The organism is Candidatus Poriferisodalis sp. (genome assembly GCF_965198245.1).
Lineage (GTDB): Bacteria > Actinomycetota > Acidimicrobiia > Acidimicrobiales > Poriferisodalaceae > Poriferisodalis.
Genome location: NZ_OZ240249.1, coordinates 4,335,009 through 4,356,581 on the forward strand (window position 1 = coordinate 4,335,009; position 21,573 = coordinate 4,356,581).

The window sequence follows — 21,573 nt, forward strand, 5'->3', positions numbered from 1 at the left end:
CCCCGTCGAATCTCGCTCAGGTAGCGGTGAGGAAGTCGTCGAAGCCGAACGAGCACTCGGCGCTGTACTGCAAGTGGAGGTACTTGAACTGCACATCGCGTTGGCCGTCGGCGACACGCTGCCGCCGGTATGCGTCGCCGGTGCCCGCAGCAAGGAACCGGACGCGCAGCGGAGCGAGCCGACCGCTGGCTCGTTTCGCGTCGTACTCGACATTGGCGTGTCGCAGCGACCGTTCGATGCTGCTCGCCAAGTCGCCGGCCACGCTGGGCTCCGGCACGGCGTCGCGTGTACTCGTCAGTTCCGCGTACAACGTGTAGGTCGCCTCGGCCTCGTCGGCGAGCATGATGAAGAACGGCGCGACGGTCCCGAGTTCCGCGATCGCAGCGGTCACGGCCGAGATCGCCTGAGACTCATAGAGCTTCTCGCCGGTGATGCTCGTGACTCCCTTGCCTTTCTGGATGAAGGACAGGACCGGCGTGCGATCCACCCAGCCCGTCACCCGCACGATGTCGTTCATGTCGTAGCGGTACAGACCGTCGGCCGTGGTCACGATGACGTAGTAGTCGCGTCCGGTCTCGAGGTCGGCGAGCGTGCAGGTTTGCAGGCCACGGTCCGCTTCATCGGCTGCCGCCTCCCACGCGTCGCGTTCTGCGAACTCGAAGAAGTTGTCGGCCAGGGTCGCCACGCACGAGCCCTCGATGGGATCGATGTTGACGGTGCCGCTCACCTCGCTGGCGAGATAGCCCAATTCGAACACGGGGCAACCGCTCGTCAACATTGGCTGGAGGCGCTCGACGGCCAGGCCGCAGCTCCCCCCGGTCCACGTCACAACCGCGCGCAGATCGCTCCAGATGTCGGCGTAGGTGAGCTCGCCAGCAGTCTCGAGGCATCGGCCCAGCGCTGCAGCTCGCTCCGGATCCGCCCGGAGCCCGAGTTGGTCGCTGCGATTCTCGACAGAGCAGCCCGCTGGCAATTTCCCCGTGGCCACTGCGGTGAGCACCATCTCGGCGTGCGTGTTGAGCACATCCATCAGCCGGACGAACGTCGACGGGTTCGCCGTCGCCATCGCAGTGACGGAGTCGTCAGCGGCACCCAGCACCGCCATCGTCAAGTAGCGGGCGTCGTAGTCGGCAATGTCCGAGACCGACGCGGGCAGCACATACCGGCGGCGAAGCAGCGCACCCTGGCTCGCGTAGATCTGGCCCGATGCCGAGCCGTACGGCGTGCCCGCCGGCATGGTGCCTTCGTGCGCAGCGCCGCTCACCACGAACACCTTGCCGCCGAGTGCTGATGTCCGCCTCGACAACGCGTATGCGGCGAGTCGCTGCAAGCGTTGGATTCGGGCCAAGCCGGCCTTGGTCAGCGGGATGTTCTTGGGCGCTGCGACGGTGCCGCTGGTCTGGTTGTAATAGACGGGCTGTTCCGCGGTAAGGCAGGGCTCGCCGGTGGCCTCTTGCCGCTCGATCCCCTCCCGCAGGTCCTCATAAGTCTGCACTGGCACGGCACGCTGGTAGTCCTCGAATCCTGCGACGGAGCCGAATCGATGATCGGCGCCGAATACCGTGCCGGCATTGTCGGACAGGATGCGTTGCAGCACTTGATCCTGAGCCGCCCGCGGATGGGCGCACGCATCGACGAGCCGACGGTGCGTTCGCCCGCTGGCCGCGGCCAGTCCAGCTCGAAGCAGGCGGTAGTTGAAGCCGTCGGTCACGAAGACGTCGTTGTCTCGACGGCCCGCTTGTCGAGTCCTCGAATCAATGGGGTGCGCATCTGGGCCACAAAGCCCGTCGGATATTCCCGGTTCAGCAGTCCGAGCCGTCCGACGGCTCGGTCCGCGGGGAGGTACCGGGTCCCGAACAGCACATCCCAGATGATCAGGTTGTTGCCGAAATTGTGATCGGACTCCGCCGGCAGCTCAGAGTGGTGCCAACGGTGCAGCTCAGGGCCGCTGATGAGGTAGTTGAGCCACCCAAGGCGCACATCGCAATTGGAGTGCTGATAGAAGCCGTTCAGCGCGTAGAAGACGAAATACGCCGCAAGCACCTCGCTTCCCACGCCCACGAGCACAAACGGCAATGCGTCAACGCAGAACTGGACCGCCTTCTCTCCTGGATGGAAGCGCCCGACGTTGAGCCAGTACAGCCGGTGCGGCGAGTGGTGCACGGCGTGCCACCGCCACATGAACGCTGAGCCGTGAAACGCGCGGTGCATCCAGTACCGGAAGAAGTCAGCCACGGCCAGCATCAGGACCGCCTGCAGCGCGACGGGCCAGGTGTGCGGCCACAGGCCCCCGAGCGTGAGGTCGCCTTCTCGCAACCAGCCGGCAAACGCCGTCGTTGCTGCGAGCGAGAACAGCAACGGCAACACCACCTGCACGGCCACCATGAAGGCCACATCGGCTCGCACGTCGCCACCCTGCGGACGCCATTCGGGGCGATAGGGCACGATGATCTCGTGCAAAGTGACCAGTCCGGCCCCAACCAGCACCGCCACGTACGACGCAACCACGACGGGCGCGCCGAGCGATCCCAGCGTGGTGTAGATGCCGATCCCCAGCAGGATCACGATCGGATACGAGCCTCGAACCGCAAGCCTCGCGAGAGCGGATGATCGGTCTCCACTATGGGCGTACCAATCAGAATCCACTCGCTCCTGCTCGGGCGCGGCCGCCATGGGCTGAGCCTAGGTTGCACCGTGCGCATGGCAGCCGAATGCGCGGTGCATGCGGCTCAGTCGCCGAGGCGGACGATGGTGGTGCCGATCGTGCGGCCGCCGAGCAGGTCGACGAATGCGCCACCCGCGGCGTCGAGGCCGTTGTACGTGACGTGACGGGGCACGAGCGAACCGGCATCTATCCACTCGCGCATCTCCGCGCGGGCCTCGTCGTAGCGGTCGGCGTAGGAGAAGACAATGAAGCCCTGCATGCGTACTTGATTGTTCACCAGCAGGCCCGGGATGCCGCGCGGGCTGGGGTCGGGAGTGGCGGTGTCGTAGGCCGACACGGCTCCGCAGCACACGATGCGGCCGAAGGTGGCCATGCGGAACAGGGCGGAGCCCAGGATTTCGCCGCCGGTGTTGTCGAAGTACACGTTGATGCGGCTGGGTGTGGCAGCCCGGAACTCGGCCCGGAAATCGGGCGAGTGCCGGTTGATGGCAGTGTCGAAGCCGATCTCGTCGGTCAGCAGCTCGCATTTCTCGTCCGAACCGGCCACGCCCACCACCGTGGCGCCGAGCGACTTGGCGATCTGTCCGACAATGTGTCCCACCGACCCGGCCGCTGCGGACACCACCACGGTCTCGCCCGGCTGCGGTCGGCCGACATCCAGCAAGCCGAAGTAGGCAGTGAGCCCGTTCGTACCCAGCACACCCAGGTGCAAGGCGGGATCGAGCGAGCCTTCGGCAACGCGGAGATCGCCGCTGGCCATCACTGCATGGCGGCGCCAGCCGGTCCAGCCCACCACCGTGTCGTCCACGTTGATCCCCTCGGCGTTCGAGGCCTCCACCACGCCGGCGCCAGTGCCTCGCATCACGACGCCCACCTCCGGAGCGCCCGCGTAGCTGGCACTGCCTTGCAGTCCGGCCCGCTGTCCCGCGCCGATCGTGATCGCCTGCACCCGCACCAGCACCTCGCCTGGCCCCGGTTCGGGCACGTCTTCGGTCTGCATCGCGAAGTGCTCGCTACTGAGCGGCCCGTCGGGCACTTTCGCCAGCACGACGCAGTCGGACACCCGCGCTGCACCCTGTTGTTCAGCCATGACTCGCTCCTTGGGTCTCGCCCAGCACCCGCCATGATTGCCGGTTTCCGGCGACCATTCTTCGTTCGCTCGCCGCCGGGTCGCGTTCGCCCGTGCGGCCGACGACGTTCGCTAACGCGACAAGCACGGCCCAGCGCAACTATCGTCCGCTGCCGTGTACTCACGACCGCCGAGAGGCGGTGCCGTCGATACATTTCGCCACAGATACCGGATCGGGAGCTACCCGCATGAAATATGCCGCGCCGACCACCATCGATGAGGCCCGGGCGCTGCTCGCTGGCGATACCGACGCCATCGTGTTCGCAGGCGCCACCGACGTCGTGCCGCAGATGCGCGGCGGCCGGCCCGAGCCGTCGATGGTGATCGACCTCAAGAAGATCGACCGTCTCATGTCGGTAAGCCTCGAGGGCGACACCTGGCACGTCGGAGCCGCAGTGCCCTCTTCGGCGCTCACCGGCGATGCCGCCTTCAGTGCCGATTTTCCGGGCCTGAGCGAGGCCTCCGGGCTCATCGGGTCGGACCAGATCCAGAACCGCTCGAGCCTCGGTGGGAACCTGTGCAACGCCTCTCCCGCCGCCGACTCTGTGCCGGCTCTGGTGGTGAACGATGCGGTCGCGGTGATCGCAGGGGCCGACGGCGAGCGACGAGTGCCCGTGGCCGACGTGGTGACGGGTCCGGGCCAGACGTCGCTGGCCCACGGCGAGATCGTGGTGAGCTTCGAGCTCGCGCGCCCAGCAGCCCGCACCGCGGACGCTTACCTGCGGCTCATCCCGCGCACTGAGATGGACATCGCCGTGGTGGGCGCCGGCGTACGGCTCACGCTGGATGGCAACGGCACCGTGAGCGCGGCCGCTGTTGCACTCGGCGCGGTGGCTCCCACCGTCGTGCGAGTGCCCGCAGCGCAAGCAGCGCTGGTCGGCAGCCGTCTCGACGACGCGGCGCTGGCCGCAGCAGCCACAGCCGCCAGCGATGCCTGCAATCCCATCGATGACAAGCGAGGCACGATCAACTACCGGCGCCAGGTCGCCGGTGTGCTCACCCGTCGAGCCGCCGGCATCGCCGCCGACCGGATCCGCACACGCAACGGACAACCCGACAACCAACAGCCCGGAGCTTCCCAATGACCCGCACCCATGTGACCTGCGAGATCAACGGCGACACTGTTGACTTCTTGACCGAAGACGGCGAATCGCTGCTCAATGCACTGCGGGACGAGCTGGGTCTCATCGGGGCCAAGGAAGGCTGCGGCACCGGCGACTGCGGTGCCTGCTCGATCATCATGAACGGGCGCCTGCAGTGCTCGTGCCTGATCTTCGCTCCCGAGGCAGACGGCGCAGCCATCACCACCTGCGAGGGTCTCGCCAGCGCCGAGGGGCTGCACCCGCTGCAGCAGTGCTTCCTCGAAGGCGCTGCGCTGCAGTGCGGCATCTGCACTCCCGGATTCCTCGTGGCTGCAAAGGCTCTCCTCGACGAGAACCCTGATCCCACCGAAACCGAAGTGCGCTACGCGCTGGCAGGCAATCTGTGCCGTTGCACCGGGTACGACAAGATCGTGCGCTCCGTGCTCGACGCAGCCGTCCAGATCCGTACCGCCGCTTGACCCAACCTCGCTTGAGAACGCACAAGGACACCTGAACATGAGCACCACCGAAGCACCCGCAACCCCGGGCACCTCCAACGGCAACGGCACCGACGGCAATGGCAGCGGCGGGTACCGCTGGGTCGGCACCCGCCCGGTCCGCCACGACGGCCTCGACAAAGTGGCCGGCAAGGCCCGCTATGCAGCCGACCTGATCCTTCCGGGAATGCTGCACGGGCACATCCTGCGCTCGCCGCACCCCCACGCCCGTATCGTGTCCATCGACACGTCGGCAGCCGCGGCGATGCCCGGTGTCAAGGCCGTGGTCACTGGGGCCGATTTCCTCGAGGCACCCCCCAAGGGCGCCACCCGCAAGCTGATGTGCACTGTCATCGCCCGCGACAAGGTGCTCTACACCGGCCATGCGGTTGCCGCGGTGGCAGCGTCGACCCGTCGCGAAGCCAAGGCAGCGGCCGAGGCCATCGAGGTCACCTACGAGTTGCTCCCCCACGTGCTCAACCTGGCGGACGCGATGGCTGACGACGCTCCGATCCTGCACGACAACCTGTTTACCCGCGGCGTCGAGCCCCGGCCCACCGAGCCTTCCAACATCGCAGCTCGCACGGTGTATGAGCGCGGGGACACCGAGCAGGGATTTGCCGAAGCCGACATCGTGATCGAGCGGGAGTTCTCGACTCAGGCCGTGCATCAGGGCTACATCGAGCCTCACGCCTGCGTCGTGGACTGCGATCAGGAGGGCAAGGCCGTCATCTGGTGCTCGTCGCAGGGCCACTTCATGGTGCGTTCGTCGACGGCCACGGTGCTGGGCTGGGACACATCGCGCATCAAGGTCATACCGGCCGAGATCGGCGGCGGCTTCGGCGGCAAGACCACCATCTACATCGAGCCGGTGGCAGCGCTGCTGTCGACGAAGGCGGGCCGACCAGTCAAGATCGTGATGAGCCGCGAGGACGTCTTCCGCGCCACCGGGCCCGCGCCCGGGTCGATCATCAAGATGAAGGTCGGTGCCCACAATGACGGCACGATTACCACGGCGAAGGCTTGGCTGGCGTACGAGAACGGGGCCTTCGGTGGCATTGCGGCGATGCTCGGCTGCATGTGCGTCGTCTCGGCCTACACCTTGGATCACCTCTATGTCGAGGGCCACGACGTGGTGCTCAACCGGCCTGTCAACGTTGCGTACCGGGCGCCATCGGCACCGGTTGCGGCGTTTGCCATGGACTCAGTGGTCGACGAAATCGCCCGCCAGCTCGGCATGGACCCCATCGAGCTCCGGCTCCACAACTGCCCGTCGCAGGGCGACCCGACGCCGTACGGCCCCAAGTGGCCGTTAATCGGTCTGCGCGAATGCCTCGAGGCAATTCGAGACAGCGATCACTACCAGTCGGAGCCTCCCGCCGGGCCCAGCGGCGAATCGACCGCCGTCAAGCAATACGGCCGCGGCGTGGCCACCGGTTTCTGGTTCAACATCGGCGAGGCGTCGAGCGCCACCGTCAACTTGAACGAGAACGGCACCGCCACGGTCATCACCGGAAGTCCCGACATCGGCGGCAGCCGGGCATCCATGGCCATCATGGCCGCGGAGGAACTCGGGTTGGACGTGCACCTGATCCAGCCGGTTGTGGGCGACACCGAGGTCGTCGGCTTCACCGACGTCACCGAGGGCAGCCGTGCCACATTCGCCACGGGCATGGCGGTTGTGGAGGCGTGCCGCGACCTCAAGGTGCAGCTGCGCAAGCGTGCGGCGAAGACCTGGGACTGCGACCTCGAAGAGGTTGACTGGGTGGACGGCTCGGCCGTGCACGGACCCGGCGAACAGGAGCCGCTGCCGCTGGCTGCTATTACCGGCAACGCGAAGCGCACCGGCGGCCCGCTGGGTACGACCGCTTCGTTGAATGCCCGCGGCGCAGGCCCGGCGTTCTCGGTGCAGGTGGCGGACATCTCCGTCGATTCCGAGACCGGCCGCATCACCGTCGAGCGTTACACCACGGCCCAGGATGCCGGCACAGCCATCCACCCGAGCTACGTCGAAGGCCAGATGCAGGGCGGTGTCGTGCAGGGCATCGGCTGGGCGCTTAACGAGGAGTACATCTACTCCGACGACGGAGCGCTCGAGAACCCAGGTTTCCTGGATTACCGCATCCCGGTGGCGTCAGACCTGCCGATGATCGAGACGGTCATCGTGGAGGTTCCCAACCCATCGCATCCCTACGGAGTGCGCGGCGTCGGCGAGGTGGGCATCGTGCCGCCGCTGCCAGTGTTGGCGAACGCCGTGGCCGACGCCACGGGTGTGCGCATCAGCGACCTGCCGCTCTCGCCGCCGCGAGTGCTGGCGGCACTGACGGCCAACGAGGGCTGATCGCAGAGGGATCTCGTCGGGGGCAGCTCGATGGCGGTCGTTCACTTCTCGACCGACCAGCGCAAGCACACCGACCTTGCCGAGGTCACGATCGAGGCTGCGAACGTGCGCGATCTCGTGCGGCAGCTCTCAGAGCTCTACCCGTCGCTGAATGCGCATCTCGTCGAGACCTCGTCCACCGCGGTCGCCATCGACGGCGAGATCATCCCCGACCCGATGCTCGAAGCCCTCACCGAGACATCGGAGGTGCACTTGGTCCGCCCGCTTGCGGGCGGATAGAACAGCACAGCGCCCGCTTGCGGACGCAACTGCACCTAGCAATGCTGTCGCTGATCCAGTATTGACCGACGCTGACGAGAGAACCGCTACTCAGTGGCCTTGGGATGGCCGGTGCTGGCTGCGGTCATCCAGATCGTTCGCTGGAACAGCCGCTGACACCTGATCCCAGCCCTTCGCTGCATCGTTGTTCGCAAAGCGGAAATCCCAGCCGTCCAATCGTGGCGGTGGCGCTACGCGTTCCCGGCGTCTCGGCAAGATGCTCGGCCTAACAGACTCAGCCGGTCGGATACGGAACCGGCCCGCCGTGCGTCACCTCGATCGGTTCCGAAAGCCGACGCAGCAACTCGGGATCGGCATAGACCTCGGCAGTCGACTGCCACTCACGCACCAGTTGAGCAACAGGTGCGTAATTCCCTACCGAGGCGGCCGCCAGGAGTTCCTGCGTCAACTCCTCCGCGAACAATTCACATTCCTCGCAGGGCAGGTAGGCCACCCATGGATACGCATCGCTCAAGGCCGCACTAATTGAACCTGGGCTGTGCATTGCCAGGTTTCGCAACAGTCGAGCGAGCGCGTCAAACGGCTCCGAGCGTGCGACGTCACGGTCGGCGCGGCACAGCCGAAGCGCAGGCGCGTTCCGTCGACGGAGCACGACATCGTGCTCATCAAGTTCGGCCACCACCTCGTTCGGATGGCGCAAGAAATCCGAGAAGGTTCGCTCGATCACCGGCATGCGATCACGATTCCTGAACTTTTTGAGAACTCGTGCACCAAGCGATGAGGTCTCTAGAGTCGCCTGCGAAGGCCTTGGAAACGTCCCTGCTGCGGCAAGCGCACGGGGTTGCACCCATTCGGAAACACTCGCCCGCCGGGGGCGCAGGCCCTCGACAAGGGATGCGTCCCTAGGGCTGGACTTTGAGCTCGATCTCGACGCCGGCGGGCAGGTCGAGCCGCTGGAGCGAGTCGACCGTCTTGTCAGTGGGGTCGATCACGTCGATGAGGCGCTTGTGGATGCGCATCTCGAAGTGCTCGCGCGAGTCCTTGTCCTTGTGGGGTGACCGCACGACGGTGTAGCGGTGCTTCTCCGTCGGCAGCGGTATAGGCCCGCGGACCTTGGCGTTGGTGCGCAGCACCGTTTCGGTGATCTTCTGTGCGGACTGGTCCACGATCTCGTGGTCGTAGGCCTTGAGCCGCATCCGGATCCGAGGTGCTGCCATTTGAACGCCTGACTCGTCGCTTCTGTTACTGAATGATCTTGGTGACCCGGCCGGCACCGACGGTGCGGCCGCCCTCGCGAATGGCGAAGCGCAAGCCCTCGTCCATCGCGATCGGGTTGATGAGCTCAACCGTCATCTCGGTGTTGTCGCCCGGCATGCACATCTCGGTGCCTGCGGGAAGCTCAACGACGCCGGTGATGTCGGTAGTGCGGAAGTAGAACTGCGGCCGGTAGTTCGAGAAGAACGGCTTGTGACGACCGCCCTCGTCCTTGTTCAGCACGTACACCTGTGCCTCGAACTTGGTGTGGGGCGTGATCGCGCCCTTGCGGGTGCAGACCTGGCCGCGCTCGACGTCATCCTTGCCGGTGCCTCGCAGCAGCAGCCCGACATTGTCGCCAGCCTGGCCGTGGTCGAGGATCTTGCGGAACATCTCGACACCGGTGACCGTCGTGGACTGCGTGTTGCGGATGCCCACGATCTCGATCTCTTCGCCGGTGTTGATGATGCCCTGCTCGATCTTGCCGGTCACCACGGTGCCCCGGCCAGTGATCGAGAACACGTCTTCGATCGGCATCAGGAACGGGCGCTCGGTGTCGCGCTCGGGTTCGGGCACGTAGTCGTCCACCGCATTCATCAGCTCGATGACTTGCTCGCCAGCGGCCGCGTCGCCCTCGAGCGCGTTCAGCGCGGAGACCTGAATCACGGGCACGTCGTCGCCGGGGAATTCGTACTCGCTGAGGAGCTCGCGCACCTCCAGCTCGACGAGCTCGAGCAGCTCCTCGTCGTCGACCATGTCGACCTTGTTGAGTGCGACCACGATGTACGGCACGCCAACCTGACGGGCCAGCAGCACGTGCTCACGGGTCTGGGGCATCGGGCCGTCGGCAGCAGACACGACCAGGATGGCTCCGTCCACCTGGGCGGCGCCGGTGATCATGTTCTTGATGTAGTCGGCGTGGCCGGGCATGTCGACGTGTGCATAGTGCCGGTTCGCCGTCTCGTACTCGACGTGAGCGATGGAAATCGTGATGCCGCGCTCGCGCTCTTCGGGTGCCTTGTCGATCTCGTCGAAGGCCGTTGCCTGGCCGCCGACCTGTTCAGCAAGGACACGCGTGATAGCAGCCGTCAAGGTTGTCTTGCCGTGGTCGATGTGTCCCATCGTGCCCACGTTGACGTGAGGCTTCGTCCGCTCAAAACGCTCTTTGGCCATGTCGTACCCGCCTTTCGGGGTTCTGCTCGCCTAACGGAGGTGAGTGAGGTGCAGGGGATGCCTTTGATTCTTCACCGTGTTGAACGGTGAGAGGTTAGAGACGCCGTGGCCCAGTTCCAATAAACCCGGCCAAATAACTCAGAAATCCGGACGGCTGTTGTGCCCGCCAACGGCGGGCCGGATCATTCGCCGCGGATGCGTTTGATGATCTCCTCGGCAATGTTGGAGGGCACCTGTTCGTATTTGTCGAACTGCATGCTGTATGTGGCTCGGCCTTGGGTACGGGACCGCAGGTCGTTGGCGTAGCCGAACATGTCCGACAGCGGCACCTTGGCGTCGATCACCTGGTTGACGCCGCGCAGCTCCATCTGCCCGACACGGCCGCGCCGGGAGTTCAGGTCGCCGATGACATCTCCCATGTAGTCCTCGGGCGTCACGACCTCCACCGACATGACCGGTTCGAGCAGGACCGGCCGCGCCAGCCTGGTCGCATCGCGCATGGCCATCGTGCCGGCGATCTTGAACGCCATTTCCGAGGAGTCCACGTCGTGATGGTTGCCGTCGACGAGATCGACGGCCACGTCCACCAGCGGAAAGCCTGCCAGCGGGCCGTTCTCCAGCGACGACTGCAAGCCCGCGTTGACCGAGTTGATGTACTCACGCGGAATCACACCGCCGCGAATGCGGTCTTCGAAAACGTATCCCTCGCCCGGCTCAGACGGTCGCAGATTGATGACCACCACCGCGTACTGGCCCGAACCACCGGTCTGCTTGATGTGGCGGTACTCGAACTTGTCGACCGGCGCCGTGATCGTCTCGCGGTAGGCCACCTGCGGCTTGCCGATCGAGGCGTCGACCTTGAATTCCCGCAGCATCCGGTCGACGAGCACCTCAAGATGCAGCTCGCCCATGCCCGAGATCACCGTCTGGCCGGTCTCGTGGTCGGTCTTGACCTGAAAGGTGGGATCTTCCTCGCTGAGAGCTGTGAGCGCCCTGCCCAGCTTGTCCTGGTCGCCTTTGGACTTCGGCTCGACAGCAACGTGCACGACTGGATCGGGGAAGTTGAGCTGTTCGAGCACGATCGGCTGTGAAGAATCGCACAACGTGTCGCCAGTGCGGGTGTTCTTCAAACCGATGCCCGCGACGATGTCGCCGGTTGCGATGTCGTCACGGTCCTCGCGATTGTTGGCGTGCATCTGCAGGATGCGCCCGATGCGCTCGCGATTGCCCGTCGTGGTGTTGAGCACCTGGCCGCCACGCTCGAATCGGCCGCTGTACACCCGGAAGTAGATGAGCTTGCCGACGTGGGGGTCGGTCATGATCTTGAACGCCAACGCCGAGAAGGGTTCGCTGTCATCGGGCTTGCGCTCGAGCTCATCGTTGCCTTTGAGTGAACGGCCCGCAATCGCAGGAATGTCCACAGGCGAGGGCAGGTACATCGTCACTGCGTCGAGCAGCGGCTGCACGCCCTTGTTCTTGAAGGCGCTGCCGGTGAGCACCGGGACGATCTGGCCGTCGATGGTGCCCTGGCGGATCGCCCGCCGCACCGTGGCAGCGTCGACGTCATCGCCTTCGAGATAGGCCAGCATGATGTCCTCGTCGACATCCGCGAGCCGCTCGAGCAGCTTGCTGCGGTACTCCGCTGCCTGGTCGGCAAGATCGGCAGGAATGTCGACGGTGTCGTAGGTGGCGCCCAGATCGTCGCCCTTCCACAACACGGCGTTCATCTCAACGAGGTCCACCACCCCTTCGAAACCGGCTTCAAGTCCGATCGGCAGCTGCAGCACGACGGTGTTGGGAGTCAGCCGGTCCTCGATGCTGGCCAGGGAGCCGAAGAACGAGGCGCCTGTGCGGTCCAGCTTGTTGATGAAGCACATGCGCGGCACGCCATAGCGGTCGGCTTGTCGCCACACCGTCTCGGTCTGCGGTTCCACACCCGCCACGCCGTCGAACACCGCGACGGCGCCGTCGAGCACCCGCAGCGAGCGCTCCACCTCGACGGTGAAGTCGACGTGGCCCGGCGTGTCGATGATGTTGATGATGTGATCGTTCCAGTGGCAGGTGGTGGCAGCCGAGGTGATAGTGATTCCCCGCTCCTGCTCCTGCTCCATCCAGTCCATCGTCGCGGCGCCATCGTGGACCTCGCCGATCTTGTAGTTGACGCCGGTGTAGTAGAGAATCCGCTCTGTCACCGTTGTCTTGCCCGCGTCGATGTGGGCCATGATCCCGATGTTGCGGACGCGGTCGAGAGGTTGAGTTCGAGCCATCGCAGCGCTGCCCCGGTAGCTCAAATCACCAGCGATAGTGCGCGAAGGCCTTGTTGGCCTCTGCCATGCGGTGCGTGTCTTCACGCCGCTTGGCAGCCGAGCCGGTGCCGTTGGAGGCATCCATCAGCTCATTCGCGAGACGTTCCGACATCGTGCGCTCGCGGCGTTCGCGGGAGAAGCCCACGATCCAGCGGATCGCCAGCGCGGTGGCGCGGCGGGGTCGCACTTCGACGGGCACTTGGTAGGTGGCGCCGCCAACACGGCGACTCTTCACCTCGACTTGCGGGCGGGTGTTGTCGACCGCTCGCTTGAGAATCTCGAGCGGCTCGCCGCCCGTCCGCTCGCCGACGAGATCCATGGCCTGGTACACGATGCGCTCGGCCAGCGATCGCTTGCCACGCCGCAGCACCTTGTTGATGAATTGGCTGACCAGCGTGGAGTCGTACACGGGGTCGGGAGCGATATCGCGGCGGGGCGCTGCACCGCGGCGAGGCATGTCAGGACTCCCGCTTGGCGCCGTAGCGCGAGCGCGCCTGCCGGCGGGCGCTCACACCCGAAGCATCCAGCGCACCGCGAATGATCTTGTAGCGGACGCCGGGGAGATCCTTCACCCGGCCGCCGCGAACCAGAACGATGCTGTGCTCCTGGAGGTTGTGGCCCTCGCCCGGGATGTAGGCGGTCACCTCGACACCACTGGTGAGGCGCACGCGGGCAACTTTGCGCAAGGCGGAGTTTGGCTTCTTCGGCGTGTGCGTGTACACGCGCGTGCAGACCCCGCGCCGCTGCGGCGATCCCTTCAACGCAGGCGTGCGAACCTTCGTCGACTTCGACTTGCGGCCCTTGCGGACCAGTTGCTGGATCGTGGGCACCAAGACCTCTGTGGCTGGGGAAGCTGTAAGTGGGACAGGTTTGCGGGCAGTGCCCGGCAAGTCTGAGGGGAGCCCCACCGGCAGCGCACCTGACTGAGAGAGCAGGCTAGGCAGCGCGTCCCGACACGACAACCGCCAGCGACGAGACGACCAGGCCGTTCAGCTGGCGTCGGTGATCGACGCGACGTTCGCGTCGAGTCCCGTCTCGTCCAAATCGGTCTCGTCGCCGATCGAGGCCAGCCATGCGGCCGGATCCTCGGCGTCTTCGGACGACCAGAACTCCATCGGCTCGTACTCGGGGGCGACCGTCTCGATGTTGCGGTAGCAGTCCTGGCCCGTTCCCGCAGGAATGAGCTTGCCGATGATGATGTTCTCCTTGAGGCCCTTCAAGCTGTCGCGGCGCGACTCGATGGCGGCCTCGGTCAGCACGCGGGTCGTCTCCTGGAAGGAGGCAGCCGACAACCACGACTCGGTCGCCAACGACGCCTTCGTGATGCCCATGATGATCGGACGGCCCTCAGCGGGGCGGCTGCTTTGGGCCACCAGCTCGCGGTTGGCTTCGCGATAGATCCGCTGGTCGACCTGTTCGCCGGGCAGGAACGGCGAGTCACCCTGCTCGCCTACGAGCACTCGCCGGGTCATCTGGCGGATGATCAACTCGATGTGCTTGTCGTGGATCGACACGCCCTGTTCGCGGTACACCTTCTGGACCTCGGAAACGAGGTACTGCTGGGTCTCGCGCACACCGCGGATCTCGATGAGCTCCTTGGGATCGCGTGGTCCGTCCACGAGCGGGTCACCAGCTCGGATGTCCTGACCGTCGACGACTGCTAGGCGTGACATCGACGGGACGGTGTAGGTGTCCTCGGAGCCGTCGTCACCGATGACGTCGATCTGGCGGCCCCGACCGTCGTCCTCGCCGATGCGCACCACGCCCGAGCGGCGGGCCAGGACAGCCTTGCCGCGCGGGGTGCGCGCCTCGAACAGCTCCACGACGCGGGGCAGACCGCCAGCGATGTTCTCGCCGCCGATGACACCGCCGGTGTGGAAGGTGCGCATGGTCAGCTGCGTGCCGGGCTCGCCAATGGACTGCGCGGCAATGACGCCGACCGCCTCGCCTACCTCGATCAGCTTGCCCGTTGCCAGCGATCCGCCATAGGCCTTGGCCGACACGCCGAATTCGGAGTCGTCGGTGAGGGGGGACAGCACACGCACCCCCGTGACCTCAGGATCGTCGCGCAGCGCAATCAGCTCGTCGTCACCGATCAGCCTCCCGGCTTCGAACACAGTGCCATCACTGAGCGTCACCTCCGCCGCGAGGCAGCGGCTGAACAGCCGCGTGTCAAGGTGCGTGCGCTTGTCCGGCCTGTCAGCGACGACGTCATCGATCCACAGCCCGTTCACCGGACCAGGGCGGTCGAAAGGATTCTCGCTGTTGATGATGAGCTCTTGAGCCACATCGACCAGACGGCGGGTGAGATAGCCCGAGTCAGCGGTTCGCAACGCCGTGTCGACCAGACCCTTGCGGGCGCCTGGCGTGGAGATGAAGTACTCCAGTGTGGCGAGGCCTTCCCGGTACGAGGACTTGATCGGGCGCGGGATGATGTCGCCACGAGGGTTGGCCACCAGCCCGCGGATCGCCGCGATCTGGCGCACCTGCATCATGTTTCCGCGGGCACCTGAGCCGACCATCATGTCGATCGGGTTGAAGGTGGTCTTGGCCAGTTCAGCCTCGAGCGAACGCCGCACTTCGTCGGTGGCGTCGGTCCAGATCTCCACTTCCTTCTGACGCCGCTCACCGTCGGTGATGATGCCGCGCCGGAACTGGGTCTCGACTCGCTCCGCCTCGCCTTCGTGTCGTTCGAGGATCTCGGCCTTGTCCGGTGGCGTGCGCACGTCGTCGACCGAGATCGTCAGACCTGAGCGGCTGGCGTAGGCGTAGCAGAGGTCCTTGATGTGGTCCAGGCTCGTCGCAATGTCGCTGGTGCTGTAGCTGTCTGAAAGCGTGCGAACGATCTTGCCCATTTCGCTCTTGCGGACAGCGCGATTGATGTACTCAAAGTCGTCGGGCAATGCGGCGTTGAACAGCGCACGGCCAGGCGTGGTCGCGATGAACCCGCCGTTACCGTCGCTGAGCTGTGGGATGCGCCATTCGATGAGCTGGTGCAGTCCAACCTGGGACCCCTCGAGCGCCCTCTCGATCTGGTGCAGGTGACGGAAGATGGGCTTGCCAGCGTCGGGATCGTTGAGATTGTTCTCATTGCTGCGCATGGGCAACTCGGTCAGGTAATAGCTGCCGATCAGCATGTCCTGGCTGGGCACGGTCATCGGGCGGCCGTCGGCCGGGCTCAGGATGTTGTTGGCCGACAGCATCAGGACCCGGGCTTCTGCCTGCGCCTCCGAGGACAGCGGCAGGTGAACGGCCATCTGGTCACCGTCGAAGTCGGCGTTGAACGCGGCGCACACCAGCGGGTGGATCTGGACTGCCTTGCCTTCCACCAGCAGCGGTTCGAAGGCCTGGATGCCCAGCCGGTGCAGCGTTGGCGCCCGGTTCAGCAGCACCGGGTGTTCCTTGATGACGTCCTCGAGCACGTCCCAGACGTCAGCGCGCCGGCGCTCCACCATCCGCTTGGCCGACTTGATGTTCTGGGCGATCTCCGAGTCAACAAGCCGCTTCATGACGAACGGCTTGAACAGCTCCAACGCCATCAGCTTGGGCAGCCCGCACTGGTGCAGGCGCAGCGTGGGCCCCGCAACGATGACCGACCGGCCCGAGTAGTCCACTCGCTTACCGAGCAGGTTCTGGCGGAAACGGCCTTGCTTGCCCTTCAACATGTCCGACAGCGACTTCAGCGCCCGGTTGCCGGGACCTGTCACAGGACGGCCTCTTCGACCGTTGTCGAACAGCGCATCCACCGCTTCTTGCAGCATGCGCTTCTCGTTGTTAACGATGATCTCGGGCGCCCGCAGATCCAGCAGACGCTTCAGCCGGTTGTTCCGGTTGATGACCCGGCGATACAGGTCGTTGAGATCGGACGTCGCGAAGCGGCCGCCGTCAAGCTGGACCATCGGCCGCAGGTCCGGCGGGATGCACGGCACGGCATCGAGAATCATCGCCCGGGGATCGTTGATGCGACGACCGTGCTCGTCACGCCGGTTGAAGGCGCTCAGGATCTTGAGACGCTTGATCGCCTTCTGCTTGCGCTGCGCGGACAGCGGACGTCGCCCGTCGGAGGCCTCGATGGCGGCTCGAAGCTCAGCCTCTTCAGTGTCGAAGTCCATGTTGGCCATGAGCTGCGCAATGGACTCGGCGCCCATACCGCCTTCGAAGTACTGGCCGTAGCGATCCTGCAGTTCGCGCCAGAGATCCTCGTCGTCAATGATCATCCGCTCGTGCAGATCTTTGAGCGCAGCAAACGCACGCTCGACGAGATCCTTTTCTTCGTCGGCTTCTTCGTCGAGTGCCTCGAGATCGCGTTCGGCCTCACGCTGGGCCGACCGCAAGTCGCGCTCACGAGCGCCATCGGTCTCCAGTGATGCCAGCTCGCCTTCGAGCTCGCCAAGCCGTTCGGCCCGCCGCTCAGCGAGTTCCTCGTCAATGACGGCGATCTCCTCGGCCTTCTCGGCCTCGAGCCGCGGCAGGTCGGTGTGAAGTTTCTCGCTCTCAACCTTGGTGACGAGGTTCGCAGCAAAGTAGATAACGCGTTCCAGCGCCTTGGCCTTGAGCTCCTGGCGGGGATCGAGGCCGGTCAGGAAGTACGCCAGCCACGAGCGAGTGCCGCGCAGGTACCAGATGTGCACCACCGGCGCTGCCAGCTCGATGTGGCCCATGCGCTCACGTCGCACCTTGGAGCGGGTGACCTCCACGCCGCAGCGCTCGCAGATGATTCCCTTGAACCGGACGCGCTTGTACTTGCCGCAGCCGCACTCCCAGTCCTTGGTGGGACCGAAGATCTTCTCGCAGAACAAGCCGTCTTTCTCGGGCTTGAGCGTGCGGTAGTTGATGGTCTCCGGCTTGCGGACCTCGCCGTTGGACCATGTGCGGATGGCGTCGGCAGTCGCCAAGCCGATCCGGATGTCAGAGAAGTCGTTGACGTCGATCATGCTGTGTATCTGGCCCTGTGTGTCGTGCGAGTTCTTGCGGTTCGGTTGCGCCGGTCAGATGCGTTGACGGCGCAGTTCATCTTCTTCGTCGGTGCCGCGCTCGGGCCGGCTGATGTCGATGCCCAGCGATTCCTCGGCCCGGAAGACGTCCTCGTCGAGGCCCTGGATGTCGATCTGATGCCCTGCCGTCGACATGACCTCGACGTTGAGGCAGAGCGCCTGCATCTCCTTGATGAGCACCTTGAAGCTCTCAGGGATGCCGGGCTCGGGAATGTTCTCGCCCTTGACGATCGCCTCGTACACCCGAACCCGACCCAGCACGTCGTCGGACTTGATCGTGAGCAGCTCCTGCAGGCAGTAGGCGGCGCCATAGGCCTCGAGCGCCCACACTTCCATCTCGCCGAATCGCTGGCCGCCGAACTGCGCCTTGCCGCCCAGCGGCTGCTGGGTGATCATCGAGTACGGGCCGGTGGAGCGGGCGTGGATCTTGTCGTCGACGAGGTGCGCCAGCTTCAAGATGTAGCTGTAGCCCACCATGATCGGCTCGTCGTAGCGCTCGCCGGTGCGCCCGTTGCAGAGCGTCGTCTTGCCCGTACGGGTCATGAGCCGTTCGCCGGTGATCGACTCCGGCCGCAGGTTCTCGAGCGTCTGCTGGATCGTGGGATGCCGTCCAGCGGCCTCTTTCTCGTCCCAGCGTGCGCCGTCGAACACCGGGGTGGCGATGAACAGCGATGGCTCGGTGGTGGGGCGGGTCTTGCGGGCGGTGTTGCTGACCGGCTCATTGCCGATCACTTGCCCGTTGCCGCCCTCGTCGGTGGCCTTCCAGCCCCAGCGAGCCGCGTAGCCCAGGTGCGCCTCGAGCACCTGGCCGACGTTCATGCGGCTCGGCACGCCGAGCGGGCTCAAGATGATGTCGACCGGTGTGCCATCGGCCAAGTACGGCATGTCCTCGACCGGGAGGATCTTCGAGATCACGCCCTTGTTGCCGTGGCGGCCGGCAAGCTTGTCGCCCACGCTGATCTTGCGCTTCTGTGCCACGTAGACACGAACCAGCTGGTTTACGCCAGGTGGCAGCTCGTCGTCGTTGTCGCGGCTGAACACCCGGATGTCGGTGACGACGCCGTTCTCGCCGTGGGGCACTTTGAGCGACGTGTCGCGCACCTCGCGGGCCTTCTCGCCGAAGATGGCACGCAGGAGCCGTTCCTCAGGCGTGAGCTCGGTCTCGCCTTTGGGGGTGACCTTGCCCACCAGCACAGCGCCTGGCTCGACTTCGGCACCGATGCGCACGATGCCCTGCTCGTCGAGGTCGGCGAGGATGTCGTCGGCCAGGTTGGGAATGTCCCGGGTGATTTCCTCGGGCCCCAGCTTGGTGTCGCGGGCGTCGATCTCGTACTCGTGAATGTGGATCGACGTGAGCACGTCGTCCTTCACGAGGCGCTCGGACAAGATGATGGCGTCCTCGAAGTTGTAACCCTCCCAGGCCATGTAGGCCACCAGGAGGTTCTTGCCCAGCGCCAGCTCGCCGTGGTCGGTTGACGGCCCGTCCGCAATCACCTGACCGGCGGTCACCTTGTCACCGGGGCGCACGAGCGCTTTCTGGTTGATGCAGGTGTCCTGGTTGGAGCGTCGGAACTTGAGCAGCGGGAACACATGCTCGTAGCCGTCGTCGGATTCCAGGACGACCTGGTCGCCGGTCACCTCGGTCGCAACGCCGTCGATGTCGGACAGGACCATCTCGGCAGCGTCGGCCATGGCCAGGCCCTCAATGCCGGTCCCGATGTAGGGGGCTTCGGCCCGCAGCAGGGGGACGGCTTGGCGCTGCATGTTGGCGCCCATGAGTGCTCGGTTTGCGTCGTCGTGCTCGAGGAACGGGATGAGCGCTGTGGCCACCGACACGATCTGCTTGGGCGACACGTCCATGAGCTGGACTTCGGACGCCGGCACGTAGCTGATCTCGGTGGTGGCAGCGAAGTAGGTGTCGCGCTCCATCTGCAGGCGCAGGTCTTCCAGGCTGGCGCCCTGGGGACTCTTGCGGACGAGCACGCGGGGATTGCGGAACGAACCGTCGGGATTCAGCGGCGCGTTGGCCTGCGCAACGACGTATTCCTCTTCCTCGTCGGCGGTCAGGTAGCGCACCTCGCGGGTCGAGACACCATCGCGGACGACCCGGTACGGCGATTCGATGAAGCCGAACTCATTGACGCGGGCGAAGGTGGCCAGCGCCCCGATGAGCCCGATATTCGGGCCCTCGGGCGTCTCGATGGGGCACATGCGCCCGTAGTGGCTGAAGTGGACGTCACGTACCTCGAAACCGGCTCGCTCGCGTGACAGACCACCGGGGCCGAGCGCGGACAGGCGGCGGCGGTGGGTGAGGCCCGACAGCGGGTTCACCTGGTCCATGAACTGGCTGAGCTGGCTGGTGCCGAAGAACTCCTTGGTGGCCGCCACGACCGGCCGGATGTTGATGAGCGTCTGCGGCGTGATCGCCTCGACGTCCTGGGTGGTCATGCGCTCGCGCACGACCCGCTCCATACGGCTCAGCCCGATGCGAACCTGGTTCTGAATCAGCTCGCCGACCGAGCGGATGCGACGGTTGGCGAAGTGGTCCTGGTCGTCTAGCCGGTAGCCGGGCTCGGCGTTTGCCAGGTGCAGCAGGTAGCTCGCAGTGGCCAGGACCTCGCTACGGGTGAGCACCGTGGACTCGGGGTCGGGCCGGATGAGCTCGGGATGATCAAGCGCCTGCGGGTCGTCTCGGTCGACGAAGTCGAGGCCGAACAGCTCGGACACGCGATCCAACTCAGGGCCAAGCTTGCGATTCAGCTTGTAACGGCCGACCTTGGACAGCGAGTACCGGCGATCGTCGAAGAAGGCGTTCTGGAAGTAGTTGTTGGCGGCGTCTGCGGTGGCCATCTCGCCAGGACGCACCCGCTTGTACAGCTCGATGACCGACTCTTCCTGGGAGACCGCGACGTGGCGGTCCTTCTCCCATTGCGGCTCGAGAAAGTCGAAGTGCTCGACGAAGCGCTCGAGCAGGCCGGGATAGCGGTCTTCGCCGTAGCCCAGGGCTCGCAGCAACGAGAAGATGCTGAGCCGGCGCTTTCGGGCCACACGGCTGCCGGCAGTCGGGTCCTTGCCGGGCTTGTGCTCGACGTCGAACTCGATCCACTCGCCGCGGTAGGGGTGAATGGTTGCGGTCACCAGCTGGTGCTTGGACATGTTCCGCAGCCGGTAACGCTCACCGGGCTGGAAGATGACCCCGGGCGAACGGACAAGCTGACTGACCACGACCCGCTCGGTGCCATTGATGATGAACGTGCCCTTGGGGGTCATCATCGGGAAGTCGCCCATGAACACGGTCTGGGCCTTGACCTCACCGGTGTGGGCGTTCTTGAACTCGGCGCGCACGAAGATCGGCGCCGAGTAGGTCATGTCGCGTTCCTTGCACTCCTCCACGGAGAACTTGGGCGGCGGACGAAGGTCCTCGTCGTGCGGGTCAAAAGAGAAGACCAGCTGCAGGTGCCCACCGAAGTCGCTGATGGGGCTGATGTCGGCGAACGTCTCAGCGAGGCCGAGATCAAGGAAGCGTTGAAAGGAGTCCTTTTGGATGGACACGAGGTCCGGGAGTTCCAGGACTTCGTCGAGATTGCCGAACGAATAGCGTTCGCGGCCGACAAGAGACGACAACGGACTCTCCTAGCGGTTCAGTTGTGCGGGATGGGTCGCAGGCGACTGCCGACGGCCGTTGACGATTGAGCTCAAGCGCGCGCAGTCGCAGGTGTCCGCAGCAAACAGTGACCTCAACCCTGGGCCTCGATGCTGGGGACTGGTGGGGTGCGCGAAGGGAGAGGCCACCTGTGCCACGGCTAGAACGAGGCTATCCAGCCCCGGCGTGCGCCACAACCGTGGCGCCGAG

15 protein-coding genes are annotated in these 21,573 nt (G+C 65.4%); 4 read left to right on the forward strand and 11 right to left on the reverse strand.

What is annotated here, in order from left to right; genetic code table 11:
* Positions 1 to 16: 16 nt before the first annotated feature.
* From ACOCMM_RS19310 to ACOCMM_RS19320, 3 genes are read right to left on the reverse strand one after another with little or no spacing between them, the layout of a single operon-like run.
* Positions 17 to 1,711 carry a GH3 auxin-responsive promoter family protein gene (locus ACOCMM_RS19310; protein ID WP_419554750.1) on the reverse strand — a complete coding sequence of 565 codons (1,695 nt, stop codon included), beginning with the start codon at positions 1,709 to 1,711 and terminating at the stop codon, positions 17 to 19.
* Positions 1,708 to 2,673, reverse strand: a complete 966-nt coding sequence (locus ACOCMM_RS19315; protein ID WP_419554751.1) for a sterol desaturase family protein — start codon at positions 2,671 to 2,673, stop codon at positions 1,708 to 1,710. Before ACOCMM_RS19315 ends, ACOCMM_RS19310 begins: the two co-directional genes overlap by 4 nt.
* A 56-nt stretch (positions 2,674 to 2,729) precedes the next feature.
* The gene (locus ACOCMM_RS19320) at positions 2,730 to 3,755 is read right to left on the reverse strand and encodes an NADP-dependent oxidoreductase (RefSeq protein ID WP_419554752.1); all 1,026 of its coding nucleotides are present in this window, start codon (positions 3,753 to 3,755) and stop codon (positions 2,730 to 2,732) included.
* A 227-nt stretch (positions 3,756 to 3,982) separates the two neighbouring features.
* On the opposite strand from ACOCMM_RS19320, the gene ACOCMM_RS19325 reads away from it, so the two are divergent.
* The 4 genes from ACOCMM_RS19325 to ACOCMM_RS19340 are packed head-to-tail and all read left to right on the forward strand — an operon-like array spanning position 3,983 to position 7,993.
* Positions 3,983 to 4,879 (forward strand): FAD binding domain-containing protein, encoded by an 897-nt coding sequence (locus ACOCMM_RS19325; RefSeq protein ID WP_419554753.1) that lies wholly within the window; start codon positions 3,983 to 3,985, stop codon positions 4,877 to 4,879.
* Positions 4,876 to 5,355: a (2Fe-2S)-binding protein gene (locus ACOCMM_RS19330; RefSeq protein ID WP_419554754.1), complete on the forward strand. Its 480-nt coding sequence runs from the start codon at positions 4,876 to 4,878 to the stop codon at positions 5,353 to 5,355. Before ACOCMM_RS19325 ends, ACOCMM_RS19330 begins: the two co-directional genes overlap by 4 nt.
* A 37-nt stretch (positions 5,356 to 5,392) precedes the next feature.
* Entirely contained in the window at positions 5,393 to 7,714 is a 2,322-nt protein-coding gene (locus tag ACOCMM_RS19335; RefSeq protein WP_419554755.1) for a xanthine dehydrogenase family protein molybdopterin-binding subunit, read from the forward strand.
* Positions 7,715 to 7,744: 30 nt separating this feature from the next.
* The gene (locus ACOCMM_RS19340) at positions 7,745 to 7,993 is read left to right on the forward strand and encodes a MoaD/ThiS family protein (RefSeq protein WP_419554756.1); all 249 of its coding nucleotides are present in this window, start codon (positions 7,745 to 7,747) and stop codon (positions 7,991 to 7,993) included.
* A gap of 274 nt (positions 7,994 to 8,267) precedes the next feature.
* Here ACOCMM_RS19340 and ACOCMM_RS19345 read toward each other — a convergent pair whose 3' ends face one another.
* From ACOCMM_RS19345 to ACOCMM_RS19380, 8 genes are all read right to left on the reverse strand, one after another.
* Positions 8,268 to 8,726, reverse strand: a complete 459-nt coding sequence (locus ACOCMM_RS19345) for a hypothetical protein (RefSeq protein WP_419554757.1) — start codon at positions 8,724 to 8,726, stop codon at positions 8,268 to 8,270.
* Positions 8,727 to 8,895: 169 nt separating this feature from the next.
* The gene (gene rpsJ, locus ACOCMM_RS19350) at positions 8,896 to 9,210 is read right to left on the reverse strand and encodes a 30S ribosomal protein S10 (protein WP_419554758.1); all 315 of its coding nucleotides are present in this window, start codon (positions 9,208 to 9,210) and stop codon (positions 8,896 to 8,898) included.
* A gap of 25 nt (positions 9,211 to 9,235) precedes the next feature.
* Entirely contained in the window at positions 9,236 to 10,420 is a 1,185-nt protein-coding gene (tuf, locus tag ACOCMM_RS19355; RefSeq protein WP_419554759.1) for an elongation factor Tu, read from the reverse strand.
* Between the two features lie 182 nt (positions 10,421 to 10,602).
* On the reverse strand, positions 10,603 to 12,687 hold the full coding sequence (gene fusA / locus ACOCMM_RS19360; RefSeq protein ID WP_419554760.1) for an elongation factor G: 2,085 nt from the start codon (positions 12,685 to 12,687) through the stop codon (positions 10,603 to 10,605).
* 25 nt (positions 12,688 to 12,712) lie between these two features.
* Positions 12,713 to 13,183 (reverse strand): 30S ribosomal protein S7, encoded by a 471-nt coding sequence (rpsG, locus tag ACOCMM_RS19365; protein ID WP_419554761.1) that lies wholly within the window; start codon positions 13,181 to 13,183, stop codon positions 12,713 to 12,715.
* Position 13,184: 1 nt separating this feature from the next.
* Complete coding sequence (gene rpsL, locus ACOCMM_RS19370) at positions 13,185 to 13,556, reverse strand: 30S ribosomal protein S12 (protein WP_419554762.1); 372 nt, start codon at positions 13,554 to 13,556, stop codon at positions 13,185 to 13,187.
* Positions 13,557 to 13,715: 159 nt separating this feature from the next.
* Complete coding sequence (gene rpoC, locus ACOCMM_RS19375; RefSeq protein WP_419554763.1) at positions 13,716 to 17,660, reverse strand: DNA-directed RNA polymerase subunit beta'; 3,945 nt, start codon at positions 17,658 to 17,660, stop codon at positions 13,716 to 13,718.
* Between the two features lie 54 nt (positions 17,661 to 17,714).
* The gene (locus ACOCMM_RS19380; RefSeq protein WP_419554764.1) at positions 17,715 to 21,344 is read right to left on the reverse strand and encodes a DNA-directed RNA polymerase subunit beta; all 3,630 of its coding nucleotides are present in this window, start codon (positions 21,342 to 21,344) and stop codon (positions 17,715 to 17,717) included.
* Positions 21,345 to 21,573 lie beyond the last annotated feature (229 nt).